General features: G+C 72.6%; 23 protein-coding genes, 1 tRNA gene and 1 pseudogene. 10 read left to right on the top strand and 15 right to left on the bottom strand.

Going from position 1 to position 21,029, the window contains the following annotated elements:
- Positions 1-11 precede the first annotated feature (11 nt).
- The gene (pspAB, locus tag V9U70_RS06900; protein ID WP_336673577.1) at positions 12-596 is read left to right on the top strand and encodes a PspA-associated protein PspAB; all 585 of its coding nucleotides are present in this window, start codon (positions 12-14) and stop codon (positions 594-596) included.
- On the opposite strand, the gene V9U70_RS06895 is transcribed toward pspAB, so the two are convergent.
- Complete coding sequence (locus V9U70_RS06895) at positions 597-860, bottom strand: DUF397 domain-containing protein (RefSeq protein WP_336673576.1); 264 nt, start codon at positions 858-860, stop codon at positions 597-599.
- Entirely contained in the window at positions 857-1,678 is an 822-nt protein-coding gene (locus V9U70_RS06890) for a helix-turn-helix domain-containing protein (RefSeq protein WP_336673575.1), read from the bottom strand. The genes V9U70_RS06895 and V9U70_RS06890 overlap by 4 nt, the downstream gene beginning before the upstream one ends.
- 78 nt (positions 1,679-1,756) lie before the next feature.
- Here V9U70_RS06890 and V9U70_RS06885 point away from each other — a divergent pair, with 78 nt between their 5' ends.
- Together V9U70_RS06885 and V9U70_RS06880 are read left to right on the top strand one after the other, a co-directional pair.
- A complete protein-coding gene (locus tag V9U70_RS06885; RefSeq protein ID WP_336673574.1) occupies positions 1,757-2,170 on the top strand; it encodes a hypothetical protein in 414 nt (137 codons plus the stop codon).
- A gap of 238 nt (positions 2,171-2,408) precedes the next feature.
- Positions 2,409-3,605 (top strand): flavin-containing monooxygenase, encoded by a 1,197-nt coding sequence (locus V9U70_RS06880; protein WP_336673573.1) that lies wholly within the window; start codon positions 2,409-2,411, stop codon positions 3,603-3,605.
- 46 nt (positions 3,606-3,651) lie between these two features.
- On the opposite strand, the gene V9U70_RS06875 is transcribed toward V9U70_RS06880, so the two are convergent.
- The 4 genes from V9U70_RS06875 to V9U70_RS06860 all read right to left on the bottom strand — a co-directional run bounded on the left by V9U70_RS06875 (position 3,652) and on the right by V9U70_RS06860 (position 6,856).
- Positions 3,652-4,131: a hypothetical protein gene (locus tag V9U70_RS06875; protein ID WP_336673572.1), complete on the bottom strand. Its 480-nt coding sequence runs from the start codon at positions 4,129-4,131 to the stop codon at positions 3,652-3,654.
- A 92-nt stretch (positions 4,132-4,223) separates the two neighbouring features.
- Entirely contained in the window at positions 4,224-6,023 is a 1,800-nt protein-coding gene (locus V9U70_RS06870; RefSeq protein WP_336673571.1) for an alpha/beta hydrolase, read from the bottom strand.
- Positions 6,020-6,274 (bottom strand): hypothetical protein, encoded by a 255-nt coding sequence (locus V9U70_RS06865; RefSeq protein ID WP_336673570.1) that lies wholly within the window; start codon positions 6,272-6,274, stop codon positions 6,020-6,022. Before V9U70_RS06865 ends, V9U70_RS06870 begins: the two co-directional genes overlap by 4 nt.
- A 348-nt stretch (positions 6,275-6,622) precedes the next feature.
- Positions 6,623-6,856, bottom strand: a complete 234-nt coding sequence (locus V9U70_RS06860) for a hypothetical protein (RefSeq protein WP_336673569.1) — start codon at positions 6,854-6,856, stop codon at positions 6,623-6,625.
- Positions 6,857-7,082: 226 nt separating this feature from the next.
- Here V9U70_RS06860 and V9U70_RS06855 point away from each other — a divergent pair, with 226 nt between their 5' ends.
- From V9U70_RS06855 to V9U70_RS06845, 3 genes and pseudogenes are all read left to right on the top strand, one after another.
- Positions 7,083-7,430 (top strand): VOC family protein, encoded by a 348-nt coding sequence (locus V9U70_RS06855; RefSeq protein ID WP_336673568.1) that lies wholly within the window; start codon positions 7,083-7,085, stop codon positions 7,428-7,430.
- A 311-nt stretch (positions 7,431-7,741) separates the two neighbouring features.
- A pseudogene (locus V9U70_RS30510) lies at positions 7,742-7,868 on the top strand (carboxymuconolactone decarboxylase family protein); the annotation flags it as partial.
- 337 nt (positions 7,869-8,205) lie between these two features.
- Positions 8,206-8,379 (top strand): hypothetical protein, encoded by a 174-nt coding sequence (locus V9U70_RS06845; RefSeq protein WP_336673567.1) that lies wholly within the window; start codon positions 8,206-8,208, stop codon positions 8,377-8,379.
- Between the two features lie 216 nt (positions 8,380-8,595).
- On the opposite strand, the gene V9U70_RS06840 is transcribed toward V9U70_RS06845, so the two are convergent.
- Positions 8,596-9,411: an alpha/beta hydrolase gene (locus tag V9U70_RS06840; protein ID WP_336673566.1), complete on the bottom strand. Its 816-nt coding sequence runs from the start codon at positions 9,409-9,411 to the stop codon at positions 8,596-8,598.
- On the opposite strand from V9U70_RS06840, the gene V9U70_RS06835 reads away from it, so the two are divergent.
- Positions 9,410-10,351 (top strand): AraC family transcriptional regulator, encoded by a 942-nt coding sequence (locus V9U70_RS06835; protein WP_336673565.1) that lies wholly within the window; start codon positions 9,410-9,412, stop codon positions 10,349-10,351. The genes V9U70_RS06840 and V9U70_RS06835 overlap by 2 nt on opposite strands.
- A 119-nt stretch (positions 10,352-10,470) precedes the next feature.
- Here the strand turns inward: V9U70_RS06835 and V9U70_RS06830 are convergent, their stop codons facing one another.
- From V9U70_RS06830 to V9U70_RS06815, 4 genes are all read right to left on the bottom strand, one after another.
- Positions 10,471-11,337: an NAD(P)H-binding protein gene (locus tag V9U70_RS06830; protein ID WP_336673564.1), complete on the bottom strand. Its 867-nt coding sequence runs from the start codon at positions 11,335-11,337 to the stop codon at positions 10,471-10,473.
- Positions 11,338-11,546: 209 nt separating this feature from the next.
- A tRNA-Met gene (locus V9U70_RS06825) sits at positions 11,547-11,620 on the bottom strand.
- Positions 11,621-11,888: 268 nt separating this feature from the next.
- Positions 11,889-12,824: a pyridoxamine 5'-phosphate oxidase family protein gene (locus V9U70_RS06820; protein WP_336673563.1), complete on the bottom strand. Its 936-nt coding sequence runs from the start codon at positions 12,822-12,824 to the stop codon at positions 11,889-11,891.
- A gap of 57 nt (positions 12,825-12,881) precedes the next feature.
- Complete coding sequence (locus V9U70_RS06815; protein WP_336673562.1) at positions 12,882-13,337, bottom strand: VOC family protein; 456 nt, start codon at positions 13,335-13,337, stop codon at positions 12,882-12,884.
- Between the two features lie 160 nt (positions 13,338-13,497).
- Here V9U70_RS06815 and V9U70_RS06810 point away from each other — a divergent pair, with 160 nt between their 5' ends.
- Positions 13,498-14,088, top strand: coding sequence for a CGNR zinc finger domain-containing protein (locus V9U70_RS06810; protein WP_336673561.1), 591 nt, complete (start codon positions 13,498-13,500; stop codon positions 14,086-14,088).
- Positions 14,089-14,321: 233 nt separating this feature from the next.
- Here the strand turns inward: V9U70_RS06810 and V9U70_RS06805 are convergent, their stop codons facing one another.
- Positions 14,322-14,996: a CGNR zinc finger domain-containing protein gene (locus V9U70_RS06805; RefSeq protein WP_336673560.1), complete on the bottom strand. Its 675-nt coding sequence runs from the start codon at positions 14,994-14,996 to the stop codon at positions 14,322-14,324.
- Between the two features lie 262 nt (positions 14,997-15,258).
- Between V9U70_RS06805 and V9U70_RS06800 the strand changes: the two genes are divergently transcribed.
- Complete coding sequence (locus V9U70_RS06800) at positions 15,259-15,771, top strand: HPP family protein (RefSeq protein WP_336673637.1); 513 nt, start codon at positions 15,259-15,261, stop codon at positions 15,769-15,771.
- A 130-nt stretch (positions 15,772-15,901) separates the two neighbouring features.
- On the opposite strand, the gene V9U70_RS06795 is transcribed toward V9U70_RS06800, so the two are convergent.
- Both V9U70_RS06795 and V9U70_RS06790 read right to left on the bottom strand, forming a co-directional pair.
- Positions 15,902-17,236 (bottom strand): MFS transporter, encoded by a 1,335-nt coding sequence (locus V9U70_RS06795; protein ID WP_336673559.1) that lies wholly within the window; start codon positions 17,234-17,236, stop codon positions 15,902-15,904.
- Between the two features lie 323 nt (positions 17,237-17,559).
- A complete protein-coding gene (locus tag V9U70_RS06790) occupies positions 17,560-17,964 on the bottom strand; it encodes a DUF2809 domain-containing protein (protein ID WP_336673636.1) in 405 nt (134 codons plus the stop codon).
- 581 nt (positions 17,965-18,545) lie between these two features.
- On the opposite strand from V9U70_RS06790, the gene V9U70_RS06785 reads away from it, so the two are divergent.
- Positions 18,546-19,604: a GlxA family transcriptional regulator gene (locus V9U70_RS06785; protein WP_336673558.1), complete on the top strand. Its 1,059-nt coding sequence runs from the start codon at positions 18,546-18,548 to the stop codon at positions 19,602-19,604.
- A 236-nt stretch (positions 19,605-19,840) separates the two neighbouring features.
- Here the strand turns inward: V9U70_RS06785 and V9U70_RS06780 are convergent, their stop codons facing one another.
- Positions 19,841-20,326: an ATP-binding protein gene (locus tag V9U70_RS06780; protein ID WP_336673557.1), complete on the bottom strand. Its 486-nt coding sequence runs from the start codon at positions 20,324-20,326 to the stop codon at positions 19,841-19,843.
- Between the last annotated feature and the right edge of the window lie 703 nt (positions 20,327-21,029).

The following is a 21,029-nucleotide window of genomic DNA, read 5'->3' as shown; positions in this document are numbered from 1 at the left end:
AGTCGTCACCCGTGGGCCTGCTCGACGTGATCCTCGGCCGGAGCAAACCGGTCCGCCCCGACCTCGACCAGCTCTTCGCCGTGCCCTCCGCCGCCCTGACCCTCCAGGCGGCCACCGGCCTCACCCCGACCGGCCGGGGCTCGGTGTGCTTCGCGGGCGTCGAGGGCGGCGGCTTCGCCCGGCTCCAGGAGGACGTACGGGAGCTTCTGGACGCGGACACCGGCCGCGGGGGCGTCCCGGTGGAGTTCAGCCGGGACGCGTACGGCTACACCTGGCTGCTCGCCAGCCACCCGGCGGACGACTCGGCCGCCCTGGTCAACGACCTGCACGCGGTCAACACGCTGCTCCAGGACGGCGGCTTCGGCCCGCACCTGCTCTGCTCGCTGATCGGCTTCCGGGACGCGGAGGGGCGTGCGCTGGCGTTGGTGTACCTCTACAAGCGCGGCACGTTCTACCCGTTCGCCCCGCTGCCCGGCGACGTCGAGAAGCGGGACAACCAGCTGGAGCTCCAGGTCAGGGGGGTCCTCGGCGACGACCTCCGGGTGGAGAAGGACCTGTCCCGGTGGTTCCCGGTGTGGGGCGCGCCGGGGCTGTGATCAGCCGCTGACGGTGGCAGCGGTGGCGGCGTGGTCCAGGAACGCGTCCCAGGCGGCCGGGGCGACGGCGAAGGTGGGCCCGTCGGTGACCTTGGAGTCGCGGACGTGGACCGTGTGGGGGCAGGTGGCGACCTCCACGCAGGCAGCGCCCTCGTTGCTGCTGTAACTGGACTTGCGCCAGTCGTAGGCGACTTCGATGCACTCTCCGCCCTCGTTGTTGCTGTAGCTGGACTTGAACCAGAACAGTTCGGGCCCTGTCTTCACAGTTCTGCCACCTTCTTCTCGATGAACTCGGCAGACTCCCAGGGGTTGAGCGCCTGCGCACGCAGGGTGCCGAAGAGGTCGAAGAGGTCGCTGACCCGTTCGGGCTTGGAGATCAACGTAGCGCCCCCTTGCCCCTCCTGATACACGAGGTGGCGGCCTTCCTCCGTGGCCATCAGCTTCATCGGCCCGTTCAGACCGGCATGGGTAGGGCGGCGGGTCGGCATCACCTGCAGGGTCAGGTGATTCATCGTGCGCATGCACTCCAGTAGGTGTCGAAGCTGGTCCTTGAGCACCGCCTCGCCGCCGAGGGGGCGTTCCAGGATCGCTTCCTCGATGACGTACCCCACACGTGGCGGCGTTTTCCGGGTGAGCACCGCGCCGCGCTCCATCCGGGCTTCGACGTGCCGCACGATCTCCTGCTCCGTGTACGCCGGAACTCGCGCCTCGTACAGTGCCCGCGCGTACCCCTCGGTCTGGAGCAGTCCCGGGATCACCATCGTCTCGTACGCACTGATGACGCGCGCCAGACGCTCCAGTCGTACCCAGTCCAGGATCTTTGCGGGGTACTTCTCCTCGTCCACCAGATCGCAGCACGCCTCCAGCGCCCCGTCCGCACCGAACGCCCGCTCCGCGTCCATCAGCAGGTCGCGCGAGGGGATGCGCTCCGCCCGCTCGACCGCGCCCATCAGCGACTCCGAGATCAGCAGTTGATCCGCCGCCGCCTTCTGCGTGAGCCCGGCCCGTGCCCGGTGGATACGGATCAGCTCCCCCACGAGCCGCCGTCCGTGCGTCAGCTCACCACTCGTCCCCACAGCCATCACCACCCTCCCCACATCACGTCGATGTGGACCGTGTCCTGCTGGTCACGCTACGCAGTCGGCGGAATGCTCGTAGCCATGACGAGCAAGAAGCACCCCGAATGGGTACCCACCGCCGGGCACCGACTGCACCTCTCCGGCATCCACTTCGACGCCATCCGGCTCCGGGGCGTCCGGGGCGAGGCCGTGCTCCAGCATCTGGCCACCCTGACGGAGGGCGAACCGGGCCCGGTGGTGCGGGAGATGGCGGGGGCGCGGTGGACGTACTTCCTGATCCCGCCGGGGTCGAGCGACGGATACGACTGGCCGCCGGGCGCGACCTGTTTCGGGCCGGCCGCGCGCGACCAGTGGGTGGGCATTCCCGCCCCGGACGGCAACACCTATCCGCTGAGCTGGCGGTGCGGGGCGCCGGAGGAGGACGAGTTCGTGGACGCGGAGCTGCTGCACGGGTTGGTGCTGGCCCAGCTGGCCCCGGCGGCGGACGACGCGTGACCGCTGCGGGGCCGCGACCCGTACAGGTGGGGTGAGCCGTCCGTACGAGCCGGGTGAGCCGTCCGTACCGGGGAGGGGATGGGCGCTTCCTTACGAGTGAGTGAGGGCGCCCGAAGCCCGAGAGCCGAAGCGCCGATCGCGACCTTGAGGGGTGCCGACCCCCTCCCGTGATCAATTCGCAATCGATTTCCCTCTTGACCGAGACTCATCAACCGTGCGGGCGATTACGCTCCGAACCATGCTCAACAGCCCCTCCACCGCAGGCACCGACGACGCCATCGCCCTCACCGACCGTACGGACGACCGGCCCGTCTACGTCATCGGCGGCGGCCCCGGAGGCCTCGCCGCCGCCGCCGCGCTCCGCGCGCGGGGCGTACGGGTGGTGGTCCTGGAGAAATCGGACCGGGTCGGCGCCTCCTGGCGCCGCCACTACGACCGGCTGCGACTGCACACCACCCGCCGTTGGTCCGCGCTGCCCGGGCTGAAGATGCCGCGCCGGTTCGGACGGTGGGTGAAGCGGGACGACGTGGTGCGGTACCTGGAGAAGTACACCGAGCACCACGAGCTGGAGGTGGTCACCGGCGTCCGGGTGACCCGGATCGACCGCGCCCCCGACGGCTCCGGCGACTGGCAGCTCACCGCCACCGGCGGCCGGGTCATGCGGGGCCGCGCGATCGTCGTCGCCACCGGCTACAACCACACCCCGCGCATCCCCGAATGGCCGGGGCGCGACACGTTCACCGGCACGCTGGTGCACGCCGCGGAGTACCGCGACCCGGCCCCGTACGCGGGCCGGGACGTCCTGGTCGTCGGCATCGGCAACACGGGCGCGGAGATCGCCGCGGACCTGGCGGAGGGCGGCGCGTCCCGGGTACGCATCGCGGTCCGCACCGCCCCGCACATCGTCCGCCGCTCCACCGCGGGCTGGCCGGCCCAGGCGACCGCCATCCTGGTGCGCCGCCTCCCGGCGTGGCTCGTCGACCGCGCGGCGGCCGTCCTGGCCCGGATCGCCGTGCCCGACCTGTCCGCCCAGGGCCTCCCCCGCCCCGCCACGGGCCTGTACTCCCGCGTCCGGCAGGGCGCGATCCCGGTCCAGGACGTGGGCCTCATCGACGCGGTACGGGCCGGCACGGTGACCCCGGTCGCGGCCGTCTCCTCCTTCGACGGGGACGCGGTGGTCCTGGCCGACGGCTCCCGGATCACCCCGGACGCCGTCATAGCCGCCACGGGCTACGACCGCGCCCTGGAGCCCCTGCTCGGCCACTTGGACGTCCTGGACGCCCGGGGCCGCCCGCTCACCCACGCCGGCCGTCCCCCGAAGCACGCCCCCGGCCTCTACTTCACCGGCTTCACCAATCCGATCAGCGGAATGCTCCGCGAGATGGCCCGGGACGCCGAGAAGATCGCCAAGCGGGTGGCCCGCTCACCACGCTGACCCCTGCCCGCCCCGGCCCCTGCCCCGAACACCACGCCCCCGTGGATCAGCCGCCCCCCGGCACCGCGGAGGGCACCGGCGTGGCGACCGACCAGAAGTCGGACCGCACGTTGGGCCGGGGAATCTCGACGTTCTCGTACGCGGGGCCGTTGGGCGGGGTGGAGGGGGCGGCCACTTCGGACTTCTCCACGCAGGGTGTGTTGACCTCAAAGTGAGCCTGGCCCTGGTCGGCGATCTCCACGTTGATACCGAATCCATCAGGAGTTCGGGCAAAAATCGCTGGGTACTTCTGGCTGGCATTTACTGAAACAATCTCGTAACCACTCTCTCTCCAGAACCTCTCGACCGTCCCCAGAAAGCTGCCGCGGCGTGCCTCCGAGATATCAGTCATCACGGCACGGCGACGAGTAAGGTCGCAGCTCCCGCTCGTCGTATCGTCGTGCGCCCACTGGACGCTCGGGTTAATGGCATTAAACGTTGAATCCAGCAGGGCGTCCGAGCGTTCAGCCGCTTGTTGCATATTCATGTTTCCCCCTCTTTCCGACTCCCCCGCGACTCCACATCCGACGATCAACCCGCTTGCCAGGAAGGCACTCGACACTGATCTGACAGGCCGGTTCATCGCCACTCCGTCGACTTGATTTCATTTGAGTTACCGGAAATTACCAAGGCAATATTTCGTGCGGACACAGCGTCCTTCTCCGGCGTGAAGTACTGAGAATGGGCGTCGAACGCCCCTCCGTCACGAAGGGGCCTCGGTCCGTCACCGACTTCGAAGCGACGCCCGCCAAAGGCCTTGCTCGCCGGGTCCTTGCCGAAGTAGAGGTCGTCGTCATCCCTGTCCGCAATCTCGCCTGCGACATACATGGGAAGCGGCCCGGCCAGCAGCAATGGGGCAGCTACTACAGCTTGCTGTTTGGAGGGCAGCTTGGTCACGGGATCGTTCTCGGCTGCTCCGACGAAGACGTGGTCCTTACCGACGCCCAGTTCTTCGGCCCTGTCCACACCGGTACCCGGGCTGCCCAGCAGGATGATGTCGTCCGCGCCCGGAATCCCGCTGGCCTGCTGAGTCGCGGTGCCCACCGTCAGGGAGCCGTAGGAGTGCCCGATCGCCGTCAGATGGGGGTCTTCGTTGTCATTCGTCGCCACCAGCCCCCTCATGAAGTCGTTGTATGCGACAGCTCCTTTCCGCGCATCGCCCGCGCCCACGACGTCCACGTCTTGCGGCGCGTCATAACCGAGCCACACGACAGCCGCGCTCGACTGGTCCAGCCTTCGCGCGCCCTTGGCCGTGTCCAGCCCCCGCTGCAAAGTACTGTCAACGAATTCCTTGTCGAGCCTGGTACCGAGCCCCGGAACGTAGGCCGAGACGTTCTTGGACGTATCGGGGTTTCCGTAGGCGACGATGGCGCGCCCGTTTCCCTCGTCCCCGATGCCCAACAGGAGCATCGGCACTCTGCTGGGCTCGTTCAGCTTGGTCCGGAGCTCCCGCAGCGCGTCCAGCTTGGTCCGGGCGTCGTCGTCGCCCCGTCGTTCCAGTTCAGCGATCAGCACCGGCAACTGGTTGCGGTTCGCCTCGTCGCGCGCCGCGGCCGGAATTCCGTCGAGGTTGCCGATCAGGTCGGGTGCGACTTCCAGGTACTCGCGGCGCTGCTCCGCACTCAGCCCGTCCCACCAGGCCTTGCGTCCAGCAGCCGACGCGCCCCAGGGGACCCCGTCCCTCAGGTGGCTTCCCGCCGTGGAGCGGACCGCCGCCGCGTCCCGGGCCGTGTCCTCCACGGCCGCCGTCGTGACGTCGAGGCCGTCGGCGGCCTTGAGCTTGCTCAGTACCTTCGCGTATCTCGCGTCGATCTCCGCTGCCGTACGCACCGCACGCGCGATGGTGTCCGCGATGGTCCGGGCCTTCGCCGCGTTCGGGTTGGGCTCGAAGGGCGCGCCGGGGAATCCGGGTCGCTCATCGAGTCCGGGAGGCTCCAGAGGGAGCCGCGCGCTGCCCCGGGCCGTGCCGCCCGGTTCCTCCCTCTCGCCCAGCAGGGTCCCGGCGACAGCGGCCGGGTAGCTGACCGAACCGTCCTCGTGGACGGTGAACCTCAGGCAGGCCGCGTCCTCCAGTGCGTCCAGGAGCTGTTTACGGGGCGCGGCCAGTTCGGATGCCAGACCGTTCAGCGCCGTACGGATGAGACCGGCTTCCACGTGCACATAGCGAAAGTTTCGGCTCAAGCGCTCCAGCCTGGAGACGGCCGCGTCGGCCGCGTCGCTCTCCTGGGTCTCCCGCAGCTTCGCCGCCATCGCCCTGTCGGTCCTCGCCCGGTCGGAGCCGGCCCGGCCGGAAACCTCGTGCCAGCCGTCGCCCGCGTTCTCGAACTCCCCCGGTTTCAGGTCCCGCAGAAGCCGCCAGGTCAAGGTGGCGCCGGTCACCGGGGTTCGCCCTGCTTCACGACACCGAAGGACCTTTCGACAGCGGAGTCCGTCTCGCCCATCTCCTTGGCGACCTTGAGCAGAGCCCCGCTCAGGTAGCCGCACTCACCGCGCACTGCCGTCAGCCGCGCCTCCCAGGACTCCCTGACGTCTTTCAGCACGGCCAGCGACGCGAGTCCCCGGCCGCCGGAGACGACGCCTTCATGCGCGACGCCGAGCCGGCCGCGGCTGATCTCGGTGCTGATGCGCAAGGCGTCGGCGGTCCCTGACGCCTTCGTCCAGGGGCCGCCCCGGTGGCTCAAGCCGCCCCGGGCACCGCCCTCCTCCCGGCCTGTGCGGGGCCCGGAGCCGTCGGTTGCGAACGAAGCCGGTGACCTGCGCGGTGCGGTGTCTCCCTGCTCCGGGGTTCTGGGCCTGCCCGCCAGCTCGAACAATTCCCGCCACTGTCCAGAATGCTGCACAGCCCCGCCCCGCCTTTGCTTCTTCCGCCCCTGGCTTTCTCAGCAGGTGACGCTACAGCGCAGAATGCATCGGCACACAAGCGAAAGGGAAAGGAAAGCGGAGAAACACTCTTGCGCGCGCATTCCCCGAAAAGGTCATCACACAAAAATAAGGACGCCCTGCCCCCGCAGGGCTGATGCTTTTCCGACTGCGGGATGCAGCAGCAGGTCGAGCATGCGCTCGGTCCATGGCCGACCGTGACCGGCGGCAGCGATGAGGCCCGCCTCGTCGGCTTGGTGAAACCGCCCGTCAGCCGCCGGTCGGGTGAGCGCGGTGGCGGGGCGCAATCCGCCGGCGACGGCCCTCGCCTTCTTCGCCACGAGGCGCCACACGGCGGGCCCCTCGCTCGCCTGCGTCGTCCCCGGGATGACGCAGGCGCCGACCGGCTCCTCTGCCGGCCGCCGCCGTGCGGACCGCTCCACCGAGGGGCGCGCCCAGGCCGTCGCCGTGACGGCTCTGACGCGGGGCTACGGTCGGGAGGAGGACCTGACACCCAGCGCCCCGAAGTCGGCGCCGGCCGGGTCTTCAGGTGCAGGCCCTTCTCTCCGGGAGTCCGTGGTGACCGTTCGCCGTGTCGTGCCCAACATCCAGACCGAGGCCGTGGAGGAGAGCCGGGAGTTCTACGGCCTGCTCGGCTTCGAGGAGGTCATGAACCTCGGCTGGATCACCACTCTCGCTTCGCCGACCCGGCCGCAGGAACAAGTCAGTTTGCTGACCCACGACCTGACCGCCCCGGCCGTCCCCGATCTGAGCATCGAGGTGGACGACGTGGAAGCGGCCTACGCGGCCGTACGGCAGAGCGGTGCGGAGATCGTGCACCCGCTCCAGGACGAGGAGTGGGGTGTGCGGCGGTTCTTCGTCCGCGATCCCAACGGCCGGGTGGTCAACGTGCTCGGCCACCGCTGACGTCGGCCCCGGGGGGCCCGGGCCCCGGGGCTCCGGACCCGGGGGGCCACCGTGGGTGCGAGGGCCGGGCTCCGATGGACGCCGTGGGTGCGAGGGCCGTGGGTGTGGCGGCCGTGCGTGCGAGACCCGTTGGTGTGGGGGCCGTTGTGGTGTGGGGGCCGTCACTCCCGCCGGTGTCACGTTCCACCGAGCCGGTTCCGTCCTGTGTGTGCAAGCACTGACGACAGCGAAGGAGCCAACCATGAACGCCCGACTCAACGCCTTCACCAGCCCGACCGCCGGGAAGATCATCAAGCACCTCGTCTCGGTGGGCGCGGTGGCTGACCGAGCAGGGCACCCGTATCGCCGACGCGGCGGGCGGGGTCCCGGACGACGTCCGGGCGCGCGGCCGAGCACTACGACGAGGAGCAGCTCGTCGCCCTGGTGTCACTGCTCGCATCCTGGGAGGACCGGCCGAGCACGCCGACCTGGTAGCCACCGGCCGGCTGCTGGACGATGACGTTGAGCCGGTTGAAGGTGTTGTTCAGGGCGACGTGTCTCAGAAGTGGATCAAGGCATGCACTGCTCGCCGATCGTGTAAGTGCTGGCTATGATGCGGCATCGCTGGTGCTGGTCAGCTTCGCTGGTTGGTGGAGACGTTGGAAGGGCCGTTCGGTAGATGGTCGCCGCAGGTGCAGCCGACTCATGGCAGGCAACGTTCGCTTCCTTGGTCCGGGAGGTTGCTGCTTCCCATCCCGGCGGCGCGGCAGGTGGAGCCCTGCGTTCAACGCTCGGCATGGCGCAGAACGCCGAGGAGGAGTTGGCCGTCGACGACCTGTGTCACGTCATCGAGTACTTCCATCTCTCGATCAGCCGTACCCAGTACGAGAGGCTGACCGAGCTGGCTGGCCAGCTCGGAGTGGCGGACCTTCCTCAGTTGATCGACCTGGAGCCGTCCCTGGGGGATTGACTCTGCTGGCCCTGCGACACGGCCCGCACCGGAGCGCCTGCGGTCGTCCATCCGTTTCCGTCCCCGTGTCGACCGGGGCAGCAACGGCAGCACGAACTCCCGTTCCGGCTCGGCAAGTTCATGGCGACCTGTCACGTGATCATGATCCAGCACCCAGGGCTCCTGAGGGCGGGGACTGGTAACGAGGCCTGCGGCGGCGTCCGCCCCGTGGTGGGGTCAGGTCGCGGTGACGGTTTTGATGATCCGGCTGGGGTGGCCGAGAGCTGCCCGCGATTCGGGGAGTCGTGGGAGGCCGACGAAGACGTGGAAGGCATCGGGATAGAGGTGCATCTCAGCGCCGGTGCCGGCGGCCTTGGCCTTGGCGACCATCTTCTTGGCGTCGGGGCACAGAATGTCGCGTTCGCCGTGGAAGACGCGGATGCGGGGCAGTGCGCGCAGGCTGTCGTTGAGCGGGCTGAGCCAGGGGTGTCGCAGGGGGCGGCCCCCGGCCCAGCGGCGCATGGCCCATCGCGCTCCTTCGCTGCCGACCATGGGGTCTCGCGGCTCGATGACGGGGATGTCGGGGTTGGTCAGGGTCGCGTCTGTACAGGGCGAGAACAACAGGACCGCGTCGGGAAGAGGACAGTGTTCGTCCCGGGCCCGGATGGTGAGCGCCATCGCGAGGGCGCCGCCCGCTGAATCGCCCGCGGCGATCACCGGCAACCCGGATTCGGTCAGGCCGTCGTAGAGCTTGTGGAGCTTGGGGTAGGCCTCGTCGCCGGTGTGCTCGGGGGCGAGCGCGTACACAGGGACAGTCACGCGCAGCGGGGTGGCAAGCCCTAGGTTTCCGATGATGGGCCAGTGCGGTGTGACCAGCGGGTGCACGTACGCACCACCGTGCGTATAGAGCAGTTCCCCCACGGGACGAACACCCTTCGGAGTGAGCGTGCTGTGCAGCCCGTGCAGGCCGTCCGCGCCGGGCGGGCCGTCCGCGCCGGGCGGGCTGGGCGATCGGCCGAACACGCCGCCGTTTCCTGCATATCGTGGCCCCATGGACGTGTTCGACGAACTGTTGCGGGGCGTGCGAGGCAAGGGTGCGGTGTTCGGCCGCTCGGTGCTGTGGGCGCCGTGGTCCCTGCGGTTCTCGGACGGGGCGTATCTGACCCTGTGCGTACCGCTGCGAGGGGCGGGCTGGATCGTGCCCGAGGGCGGCGAGCCGCTGCGCGTGGGACTCGGCGAGGCCGCGGTCGTGCGGGGGCCGGCGCCGTTCGTCTTCACGGACGACCCGGCGAACAGCACGGGGCCGGGGCAGGTCATCGGCGTACGGGAGGTCAGTTGGGGGATCGGCCGGAACCCGGTCCTCGCTCCGGACGGCGGTCCGGAACTGGACGGCCCCACCGTGCTGTTGGTCGCCTCCTTTGACGTACAGGAACAAGTCCCCCAACGGCTCCTGCGGGCGCTGCCGCCCGTCCTCGTCGTCCCCGACGACCACGACTGCACCCAGATGCGGGACTATCTCGCGGCGCAGATCAGCGGCGGGCGGCCGGGGCACCAGATCGTGCTCGACCGGCTTCTGGACTGGCTGCTGGTGTGCACGCTGCGGGACTGGTTCGCCCGCCCAGAGGCCAACCCGCCGGGGTGGTACGGAGCGCTCGGGGACGACGTGGCGGGTCCGGCCCTGCGGGCGATGCACGAGAACCCCGCGCACCCCTGGACGACGGCGGAGCTGGCGGGCCGGGCCGGGGTGTCGCGGACGACCCTGGCGAAGCGGTTCACGGAACTCGTCGGCGACGGCCCTGTGGCCTATCTGACCGAGTGGCGGATGACCCTCGCCGCCGACCTGCTGACCCGTCCGGAGCTGACCGTGGCGGCCGTGGCCAGGCAGGTCGGTTACGCCGACGCCTTCGGCTTCAGCGCGGCGTTCAAGCGGGTGCGCGGCGAGAGCCCGAGTGCCTATCGCCGCGAGACCGTGGCGTCCGACGCGGCGGGATGAGCGGGGGACGGCCCCGTACGACCACGGAGCCGCCCCGTACGCCCGGGGCGCGGGGGCGGCCGCGCAAGGTGACGGAGAGGGGCTCCGTGCGGGCCGCCCCTCCCCGGCTCACCTCTGCGTCACCCCCACGCGCCGTTCGCCGCCGCTTCCCGGACGACGTCGGCGAGGTCGCGCGGCTCCCGGCCGAGCGCCCGCCGTACGCCGTCCAGCACCGGCGCCTCCCGGCTCGTGGCGATCGGCCGCAGCACCTCGGCCCAGAGCGCGGCAGCCGACTCCGGGACGCCACGGGCCACCAGGCCGGCCCGGAAGGTGGGCTCGTCGATCGGGAGGTAGGAGGCGCGCACCCCGGCGGCCCGGCCGATCTCCTCCAGGACCTCCGCGACGCTGAGCGCCCTGGGGCCGGACAGCTCGTACACCTCGCCCGCGTGGCCGTCCTCTGTGAGCGCGGCGGCGGCCACCGCGGCGATGTCGTCGGCATCGACGTACGCGGCCCTGCCGTCTCCGGTGGGCAGGGCCAGCCGGCCGCCGCGTATGCCCTCCAGGAAGTCGCCCTCGGTGAAGTTCTGGGCGAACCACCCGGGCCGCAGGATCGTCCACGGCGCCCCGGAGGCCCGTACGGCACGCTCCCCCTGGGCGTGCGGGGTGTCGCCGTCGTGGTCGGGGCCGAAGTAACCGGGTACGCCCGTGCCCCGCGCCGACAGCAGCACGATCCGCTGCACCCCGCTCGCCACGGCCTGCTCGACGAAGGCGGGGGTCAGGGAGGGCGAGATGTCGAGCGGAACGATGTACACGGCCGCGGCACCGTCCAGGGCCGTCTTCCATGTGGTCCGGTCCGCCCAGTCGAACGGGGTGTCGCCGGACCGCGAGGCCGCGCGGGTCTCCACGCCCCGCTCGCGGAGGAGGGCCACGACCCTGCGGCCGGTCTTGCCGGTACCGCCGACCACCAGCACGGGGCCCTGTGTCGGCGTTGCGTCTGTCTGTGTCATGGCCCCAGCGTCGCCCGGCCGGAGGCCCGCCGCCCATGGCTCAGCGTCCGGGAAGGATGTCCGAGCGTCCGCGCGCCGCCGACCGGGGGCGGGGACCGAAGGCGGGAACGGGGGCCGAAGGCGGGAGCGGGGGCCGGGGAAGCCGGGCCTCCGGGAGACGCGACTGAGGCCCGAATCCAGGAGATCCGGGCCTCAGTCGTCTTCATCAGTAGCGGGGACAGGATTTGAACCTGCGACCTCTGGGTTATGAGCCCAGCGAGCTACCGAGCTGCTCCACCCCGCGTCGTGGACACCACTCTACGCCACGGAACGCCCCTTCATGACCACATGGTCCCGCGCCCGGTCGGCCGCTCCCGGGGCGGCGACCGACCGAAGGCTTGACGCTGCGTCAGCCGCACGTTGTCCACACGGTGTTGTGTCGTGGAGCCGCCGAGATGGGCCGGGCGCGCGACAGCGGATTCGATGTGCGGCGCCCCGTCACCGGCCCATCCGCAGTGACGCCGCGCGGGCCCCGGGGCGCCCGGACCCCGGACACCGGGGCGGCCCGGGGGTCAGCCGGCGGCCGGGGGGTTGAACCGGGAAAGCGCAGGCTCCGACCAGCGCAGCGGGGAGGCGGCGGAGATCTCCCGTACGGCGTCGATCTCGAACTCCACGAGGCGCTCCGCCCCCGGGGTGCGGTCCACCGCCTCCCCGCTCCACACCGTGCGGGCCCATCCGGAGAGGTGCAGGGCCGTCCCGGTGTCCCAGCCGGGCAGCAGCAGGCCGGCGGCCGGGTTGAGTTCGAGGTTGCCCAGGGTCAGGAACATGGCGTTGCCGCGGTAGTCGGGCCAGCGCAGCAGCCGGGGCGAGAGCACCTCGACGAAGCCCGGATCGCCGCCGCGGTGCGAGGCGTCGGCGTCGCCCCGGTCGGAGGCGGTGGCGACGAAGAAGGTGTCGGCGACCCGCAGGGCCTGCTGCTGCGCGGGGGTCAGCGCGGTGCTGTCGGTGACTGTGCGGCGCTCCGTCGCGCGTTCCCGCGGAGGGAGTTCACGGTGATGACGCTGCTGGATGTACTTGGGGCAGTTGGAGATCACCTGGTCGAGATCGACTCGGAGCCGGCCGCCGTCACGGACCGCCCGGCCGTTCATCCGCATCCGGCGGCGGGCGGCCGGGGCGATGGCGATCATGCCGATCCGGGCGGGACCGGCGACCCCGGCGCCGGTGCCGGTCAGCAGGCCGGCCAGCGGGTCGCCGGGCTGCGGCAGCGCGTCGACGAGCAGGGTGTGCGGCGCGGGAACCTTCAGGAATCCCGGCTCGCCGAGGAGTTGGGTCGCCCACACCCGGCCCCCCTCGTCCGTGCCGCCCACCACCAGGAAGGGCTGCTCCGCGAGGAAGTCCGCCGCCACCGCGGGGACCGTGTCACGGATGACGGGCTGCGCGTGCGCCGCCTGCCGGGCGAGCCCCGCCCGCTCCTGCGCGGCGATCTCACCTCGGTGGTAGCCGCTCATGGCCACCCCCTTCCCTTCCGTCGTGCCTGCCCGGCGGGCCGGGCAGGGGGGTGCGTTCTAGAAGAAACCACAGGTGGGAGCACCGGCTGTCGGGGCGTCTGCCGGGTCGGCCCCGGTGGGCGCGTAGATCTCCAGGCGGATGCCGTCGGGGTCGGTGAAGAAGATGCCGCCCGAGGCGCCGTTCTCGCCGTGCGGCACCACGCCGTCATAGCTGAACGCGGCTCCCAGCCCGCGCAGGACCTCCTCCGTGGCCCGCACCTCCTCGACGGAGTCCACCTGGAAGGACAGGTGGTGGAGGCCGGGCCGGTCGGTCGCGAACGCCCCCGCGCTCTGCTCCCACAGGGTCACCAGAAGCCGTGAGCCGCGCCCCAGGAAGACCCAGCGGCGGTCGGCGTCCTTGCCCTCGGCCAGCACCTCGAAGTCGAAGACCTCGCGATAGAAGGCCAGCGAGCGGGACAGGTCGGTGACGTTGAGGCCGACGTGACCGGTCTGGAGGTTCTTGGCCTTGCTCATGTTCGATCCCCATGCCTTCGGTCGGGGTCACGAGCCGTCCTCGTAACCACTCACACGCAGTTTGGCGGTTAGACGCACGGGAGGTCAACCGGTGATCTTCATTTGGCTGGTTACCATTGACAGAGCATCCGCCCACCCGCGTGACGGAAGGAGCCCAGCCGTGCCGCAGCCCCCCGGGCCCGATCCCCGGCCTCTCACCGGCGAGCCGCTCGCCCTCGACCTCCTCAACACCCGGTGGATCGACGGGGGCGGGCCGCACGACCTGCTCGACTCCGTGGCCGGTCTGGCGGTCTGGCTGGACAGCGCCCCGGTACGCACCCACCTCGGGCTGCCCGACGGCGTTCCGGCCGCCGACCGCACCACGCTGGACCGGCTGCTGTACGCCCGCGCGGCGCTGGACGCACTGGCCGCCCCGGCCGCCCGACGCGATCCGGCCATCCTCGACGGCGCGACCCAGCTCAACGAGGTGCTCTCACACGGGCGCGTCCGGCGCGAGCTGGGGCCCGACGGGCTTCCGGCGTCCGTGGTCGAGACGGACGCGCCGTCCTGGGGCCCCGCCTGGTATGCGGCGGAGAGCTGGCTCAGCCTCGTGGCGGACCGCCCCGACCGCATCCGCCCCTGCGCCAACGAGGCCTGCGTCCTGCACTTCTACGACGTCTCCAAGAACGGGACGCGCCGCTGGTGCTCCATGGCCGGCTGCGGCAACCGCGCGAAAGCCAAGCGCCACCACGCCCGCCGCTCCGGCATCTGACGCCTGACACCCCCCGGCCGCCCCGCACACCGCCCCGGCGACGGCGACGACGCCATGGGACGCGCCCGCCCCGGCCCCGCACACCCGCGAAGCCCGCACGCATCACGCCATACCCGCCACGCCCTGCCCATCACGTCGCGTGCGCCGCGCCCCGGCCTCGCTCCGCACACCTCGCCCCGCCCGAACGACCGCCCCCGCCTGCGGTGCCAGTCGCGCCCCCCGGCAGTCGCGCGCTACGCCTCCCCCGCCGCCCCGCCGGCCCGTGCGCGCCTGCTGTGGCGGGCGACCCGCACGCGGTTGCCGCAGCCCACCGTGCACCACTCGCGCCGGGCGTGGGTCCGGACGAAGTAGAGGATGCAGCCAGGGGCCGGGCAGGCCCGGAGCCGGTCCGCGGCCGGGCCCGTGAACAGGTCCACGGCGGCTGCGGCGATCTCTCCGAGGGCCGCCCCGCCGACGTCGTCCGCAGCGGTGCGGACGACGGAACGGAAGCCGGACCCCGCCACCAACTCCGGCCAGTGGGCGGCCGACCGTGCGCGGGCGTTCACGACGGCGAGCGGGCCGGTCTCGGGGTCCTCCCCAGAAGTGCGTGCCGCGGCCAGCGACCGCAGCGCCCCGCGCAGCTCCAGGAACTCCCGGTAGCGCGCGGGGTCGATGGGCCCGGCCTCGCTCAACCGGTCCGCCAGCACAGGCGAGAAACGGCCGCGCCGCGCGGCCAGCCAGACGTCCACGGCCTGCGGTCCGGCGGCGAACGCGTCCACCAGCCGCCCTCGCACCCCTCCCCTGATGTACGTGGTGTTGACCAGGTCAAGTGGCAACGGTTCGCCGGACAAGGGCAGTTCATCGGCCGCCGACGGCTCCAGCTCCTCGGTCACCGGCCGCTCCCGTCCGTCCCCGACACTCTTGGCCATGCCCCCATCCTGCCCCGGCCGCCTCCGGTGAGCGCGGGAGGCCCCGGCCCCGGAGGAGCACCCGCGTCCCGTTCCCGGGACACGCCACCTTGCTAATGCAAGAATAGCGATTCACGCGTTAGCTGATTGTCGAGGAAGGAACCCCGTGTCCGAGGCCCCCGTGTCCGAGGTCCCCGCCCCCGAGCTCGCCGCCCCTCGCCCGCCCGCCCCGCCCCGGGGCCCCTCCACGGCGGGCCGTTTCGCCTCCGCCGTACGCCGTGCCGTGGCGCTGCCGGCGAGCAAGGCCCCCGCGCGCCCGCCCCTCCCCGTCGTCATCCGGGCGACGCTCTGCGGCTCGGTCGCGCTGGTCCTGCTGGTGGCCGTCGGCGGCCTGCTGGACGAGCCGGTACTCATACCGCCGCTCGCGGCCAGCGCCGCCCTGGTCTTCGCCGCGCCCGCGCTGCCCCTGGCCCAGCCGCGCAGCGTGATCGGCGGGCAGGCGGTCTCGGCGATCGTGGGTTTCCTGACGCTCGCCGTCGCGGGCGGCTCGACCTGGGCCGCCGCGGTCGCGGGCGGCCTCGCCATCGGGGCGATGGCGCTCACCCGCACCGCGCACTCCCCCGCCGCGGCGACCGCGGTCATCGTCGTGGTGGCCCAGCCCCCGGCCGTGACGTTCCTCCCCCTGCTGCTTCTCGCCACCGTCCTGATCACGGGCGTCGGCTTTCTGGCCGACCGGGTGGGCGGCCCCGGTAGAGGCGGCTCCGGGGCGGCCCCCTACCCGACCCACTGGTGGTAGGCGCCAACCAGGGTCGTAAGCCCGCCTGGTGATTGTGCGCCACCACTCCGTTTCCGCCCGGCGTCCGCGCGCCGGGTACGTGCCGGCCCGCACGTACCGGCCCGCACGTACCGGTCGGGCTCCGGCCGGATCAGCGGCCGGTCCCGCCCTCCGCCACGGCGTCCGCCGGCTCCCGGACGCGACGGATCACGAGGGCCATCAGCGCCGCCATCGCGCACAGCGCCCCCGAGGCGTACCAGACCACGTCGTAGCTGCCGAACACGTCTCGCGCCACTCCTCCGAGGAACGCCACCACCGCCGCGCCCACCTGGTGCGAGGCCAGCACCCAGCCGAAGACGATCGCGCTGTCGTCGCCGTACTGCTCGCGGCACAGCGCCAGCGTGGGCGGGACCGTGGCGACCCAGTCCAGCCCGTAGAACACGATGAAGAAGACCATCGGCGGCCGCACTTCGGGCGCCATCAGCATCGGCAGGAACAGCAGCGAGATCCCCCGCAGCGCGTAGTAGACGGCGAGGAGCCTGCGGGCGTCGTAACGGTCGGTCAGCCAGCCGGAGAAGACCGTGCCGACGATGTCGAAGACCCCGATCACCGCGAGCAGCGAGGCCGCCGCCGTCACCGGCATGCCGTGGTCGTGGGCGGACGGGACGAAGTGGGTGCGGATCAGGCCGTTGGTGGACGCCCCGCAGATCGCGAACGAGCCCGCCAGCAGCCAGAACGGGCCGGTGCGCGCCGCGTCCGCCAACACCCGCACCGCCCTGCCCGCGGCGCCGCGCACGGGCGCGGGCTTGGGCGCGTACGTCCCGCCGTACGGGGCGAGGCCCACGTCGGCCGGGTGGTCGCGCATCAGCAGCCAGACGAACGGGACGACGACGAGGGCCGCCAGGGAGACGGTGACCGAGGCGGGCCGCCAGCCGTGCTCGACGACGATCCAGGCGCAGAGCGGGAGGAAGACCAGTTGCCCGGAGGCCCCCGCCGCGGTGAGGATGCCGGTCACCAGGCCCCGGCGGGCCACGAACCAGCGCTGGGTGACCGTCGCGGAGAACGCCATCGCCATGGACCCGGTACCGAGGCCGACGAGCAGCCCCCAGTAGAGCATCAGCTGCCAGGAGGCCGTCATCCAGACGCTGGCCAGCGCCCCGGCGGCCACGGCGGTCAGCGCCACCGCGACGACGCGCCGGATGCCGAAGCGGTCCATCAGGGCGGCGGCGAACGGGGCCATCAGCCCGTAGAGCGCCATGTCGATGGAGACGGCCAGCCCGATCTCCCCGCGCGACCACCCGAACTCGGTGTGGAGCGGGTCGATGAGCAGACCGGGCAGGGAGTTGAACGCCGCGCCGCCGATGATCGTCACGAAGGTGACAGCGGCGACGATCCACGCCCGGTGGACGGCGAACGGGGAACGGCGGCGGGGGCGGGGGCAGTCCGGAACGCTTCCGGGGACGGCGGGCCTGGTTGTCTGGGTCACGTCCACCAGGGTCGGGGGGCGGCCGGGGGCGATCGAGTGGCCCGAAGGACACGGTTCGCAGGGATCGGGCCAAGCGCGGCCAGGGTCTCACGGTGCGGTCCGGCCCGCGTGCCGACCCGGGGCCCTCGCGTCCCGTGACAACGGGCGTACCGACGCCGGGACGGCGGGCGTACCGAGCCCGGGACAACGGGCGTACCGAGCCCGGGACGGCGGGCATGCCGACGCCGGGGCGCCGGGCCGCCCCCGGCTCAGCCGTCCGCTGACGCCCCCGCGCACCGCCTCTCCTCCCCCACCCCTCCGCCGGGCAGGCCTGGACAGGGCCCTCAACGCGCCCGCCACCGCTCCCCGTCCCGGAACCCCGCCCGGGCGAGGCACGCCCACGCGAGGCCCGCGCCCACCGCGTACCAGAGCAGGTCCGGGGCGTTGAAGGTCGAGCCGAGCACCAGCCGGGCCGCCATGCTGTGCGCCGCCAGCTCGGCGGGTACGCCGGTGAGCTGGGCGAACTCCACCGCCCAGCTCAGCGCCAGGGCCAGCCCCGCGGCGACGGCCGGGCGGCGGCCCAGGCGCGGGGCGACGAGCACCACCAGGGCGCACAGCAGCACGGTGTAGAGCGCGTCCCCGGCGTACTCAGCGACGGCCCCCGCGACCGCGGCCCGGGCCCCGAGCCCGGCGGCGATCGTCAGGGCGGCGGCCACCAGCGCCACGAGCCGCACCCGGGACGCGCTCAGGGGCCGCGTCCGGTCCGGAGCCCCGGCCGCCTCCGCCGCCCGCCGGCCCCCCGCACGGTCCGGGCCGTCCGTGCGGGCGGCCCCCGACGCGCCCGTCACCCGGCACGCCCCTCACCGTGAACCGGCCAGGCCGACCACCACACCGCCACCACCCCCAGGTCGATCGTCACCGCCGACGGCGACTCCGCAGCCCTCACCGCCTCCACGCCCCGCCCGGCCCGGGGCGCGGCCCGCCCCGACCAGCCGGAGCGGACCCGCCACATCGTAGGCGTACAGGCGGTCGAGGACCTCCGGCGGGACGTGGGGCCGGGCCGCCTCGGACCACGCCCTCAGCCGGAAACCCGCCGCACCGCCCACCGGAACCCGCCGCACCGCCCAACGAGACCCGCCCCGCCGCAGGGAACGGCGGGCGGCGGGCGGGAGTCACGAGCCGCGTCGGGAATGAACACGCTCCCTGTCGGCTTCTCCCCCACGTCGGTACCCTCGGTCAGCACGTGGTCTATACCAGCCACAGGGTTCGCCGACAGGCTCCGCCGGGCGTTCCACCGCCCGGGGGCCCGCGCATCACCGAGGAGGCCGTCATGCCGCACCGCGTCGTCGTCCTGGCCCTGGACGGACTGCTCCCCTTCGAGCTCGGCATCCCGCAGCGGATCTTCGGCCGTTCGCTGGGCTCGACGGCGGACGCCAGGGGGACGAGGCTTTACGACGTCGTGACCTGCTCGGTCCGGCCGCCGGGGCCGGTCAGGACCGACGCGGACTTCTCCGTCCTCGTCGAGCACGGCCCCGAGGCCCTCGCGACCGCCGACACGGTGGTGGTCCCCGCCTCCTACGAACTGGGGCCGGTGTTCGAAGAGGGCAGGCTCACCGAGGAGTTGGCGGCAGCTCTCGCCCACGTCCGGCCGGGCACCCGGATGGTCTCCATCTGCACCGGCAGCTACGTCCTGGCCGCGGCCGGGTATCTGGACGGCCGGCCCGCCACCACGCACTGGTCCTCCGCCGACCACTTCCAGCGGACCTTCCCGCGGGTGCGCGTCGACCCGGACGTCCTGTTCATCGACGACGGCGACGTCCTCACCTCCGCCGGAGTCGCCGCCGGCATCGACCTCTGTCTGCACCTGGTGCGGCGCGACCACGGGACGGCCGTGGCGAACGAGATCGCCCGCCGCACCGTCGTCCCCCCGCACCGGGACGGCGGACAGGCGCAGTACATCCACCGCCCCCTGCCCGACCCGCAGTTCGCGACCACCAGCGCCGCACGCGCCTGGGCGCTGGCCCGCCTGGAGCGGCCGATCCTGCTGCGGGAGATGGCGGAACAGGAGGCGATGAGCGTACGGACGTTCACCCGCCGCTTCCGTGAGGAGGTCGGCATCAGCCCCGGCCAGTGGCTCACCCAGCAGCGGGTGGAGCGGGCCAGGCACCTGCTGGAGTCGACGGACCTGTCGATCGACCAGGTGGCCCGGGACGCGGGCTTCGGCACGGCGACCTCCCTGCGCCAGCACCTCCAGGCGGCCCTGGGCGTGCCGCCGACGGTCTACCGGCGTACGTTCCGGTCCTCGGCGGACGCCACTTCCCAGGCCGTGTCCGACAAGCGCTCGCGAGCGAGAGGGCTTGTCGTAGCGGAGGGGGACCCGTCGTTCTGAGGGCCGAGCCGTCCCGGTCGCCCTGTCTCTCAGCTCACCACGACCCACCACGAGATCGATGATCAGCCAGGCCCTGGGCCGCGTCGTGGACCGCCGGAAGCCCGAGAGCCGTTCGCCGGGGGGCGGCCCGAACCGCGGTCCCGTCCCCGCGCTCCCCGAGTCGCGGCTCCCGCTCCCCGCTCCCCATTCCCCGCGCTACGGGTGCGAGGAGCGGGCCCGCCCCCGCGCCGCCCAGGTCAGACGGTGAAGAGACGGGGCGCCGGCTCGCGGGTCTCGCCGCCCTGGGGGACGACCGGCGGCACCCGCCGGGGGCGCACCGGGCCGCGCCGGTCGACCTCGCACCAGATCTGCTTCCCGACACCCTCCGGCTGCCAGCCCCAGCGGTCCGCGAGGCCGTCCACCAGCTCCAGGCCCCGGCCGTTGGTCTCGTCGCCGTCCGCGTGGCGCTGGAGCGGCGGGCGGTCGCTGGCGTCCGCGACCTCGACCCGGACGGTCCCGGTCACTCCGCCTGCCGCGCCGAACAGCATCCGCAGCACGGCCGGACAGCCCGTGTGGACGACCGCGTTGGTGACCAGCTCCGAGATCAGCAGGATGAGCGTTTCAGCGAGCGGCTCGTCCTCCCCTATCCCCGATCCGGCCAGGCGCGACCGCGCCCACCTACGGGCCCGTCCCACCTCCGCGGGATCTGGACCGACCTCCAGCTGAACCTGAAGCACCTGCACCGCTCACACCATCCGAACCGGCGGGCACATCGCCTCGCGCCTCCTCGGGGTCACGGAACGTGACTCCCTGACCCGACAGCATGGTTGACGTACAGTCACCGCAACAACCACTTCGGGCATATTCCAGCGCGAAGGAGTACGCGCGGTACATACTGTGCGACGCACGCTGCGGGGAGTCGAACGGGAGCGCGCCGCCCGCAGGGGAATCGCTTCCCGGGCCGGGCCGGCCCCTCTCCCGCGCGAGCCCTCGGTCCGGACCGGAGCCGCCGCACAGGCCGCCCCCGGTTCGTCCGGTTCCAGAACCACTCGCATGCCACGGAGGGTACCCGAGCCGACCGCCGGCTCCGCCCGGTGACGAACCGCACAAAGGGCGCAAGCCCCTGTGGCCACCGGCCGCATGCGCCGAGTCACCCTCCGCCCTCGGCTTCCGTCGTCCCGGCCGCCGCACCCCCGCAGAGCCGCCCGGAAGCGACCGGCCGGGGCCCGGACCGGCCACAGGGTCGCCCGCGCCGGCCGCCCCGGCGAGCCGGAACACGGGCCGGGGCCCCGGCCCGTGCACGGGGCAGGTGGACGTCTGCCTCCCAGGTGAAGCGCGTGCCGCCGCGGGAACGGAGGCAGCCTCGCCCATCGGCCGCGCCGCGTCGTGGGCGAACGGTTCCGCCCCGGCCGCTCCGCGCCGGAACTCCGGCCACCACCGGCCCGC

It is taken from the genome of Streptomyces pratensis, assembly GCF_037137275.1.
GTDB classification, from domain to species: domain Bacteria; phylum Actinomycetota; class Actinomycetes; order Streptomycetales; family Streptomycetaceae; genus Streptomyces; species Streptomyces pratensis_B.
The sequence above is the reverse complement of the archived record's forward strand: the minus strand, read 5'-3'. Positions and strand labels throughout refer to the sequence as shown.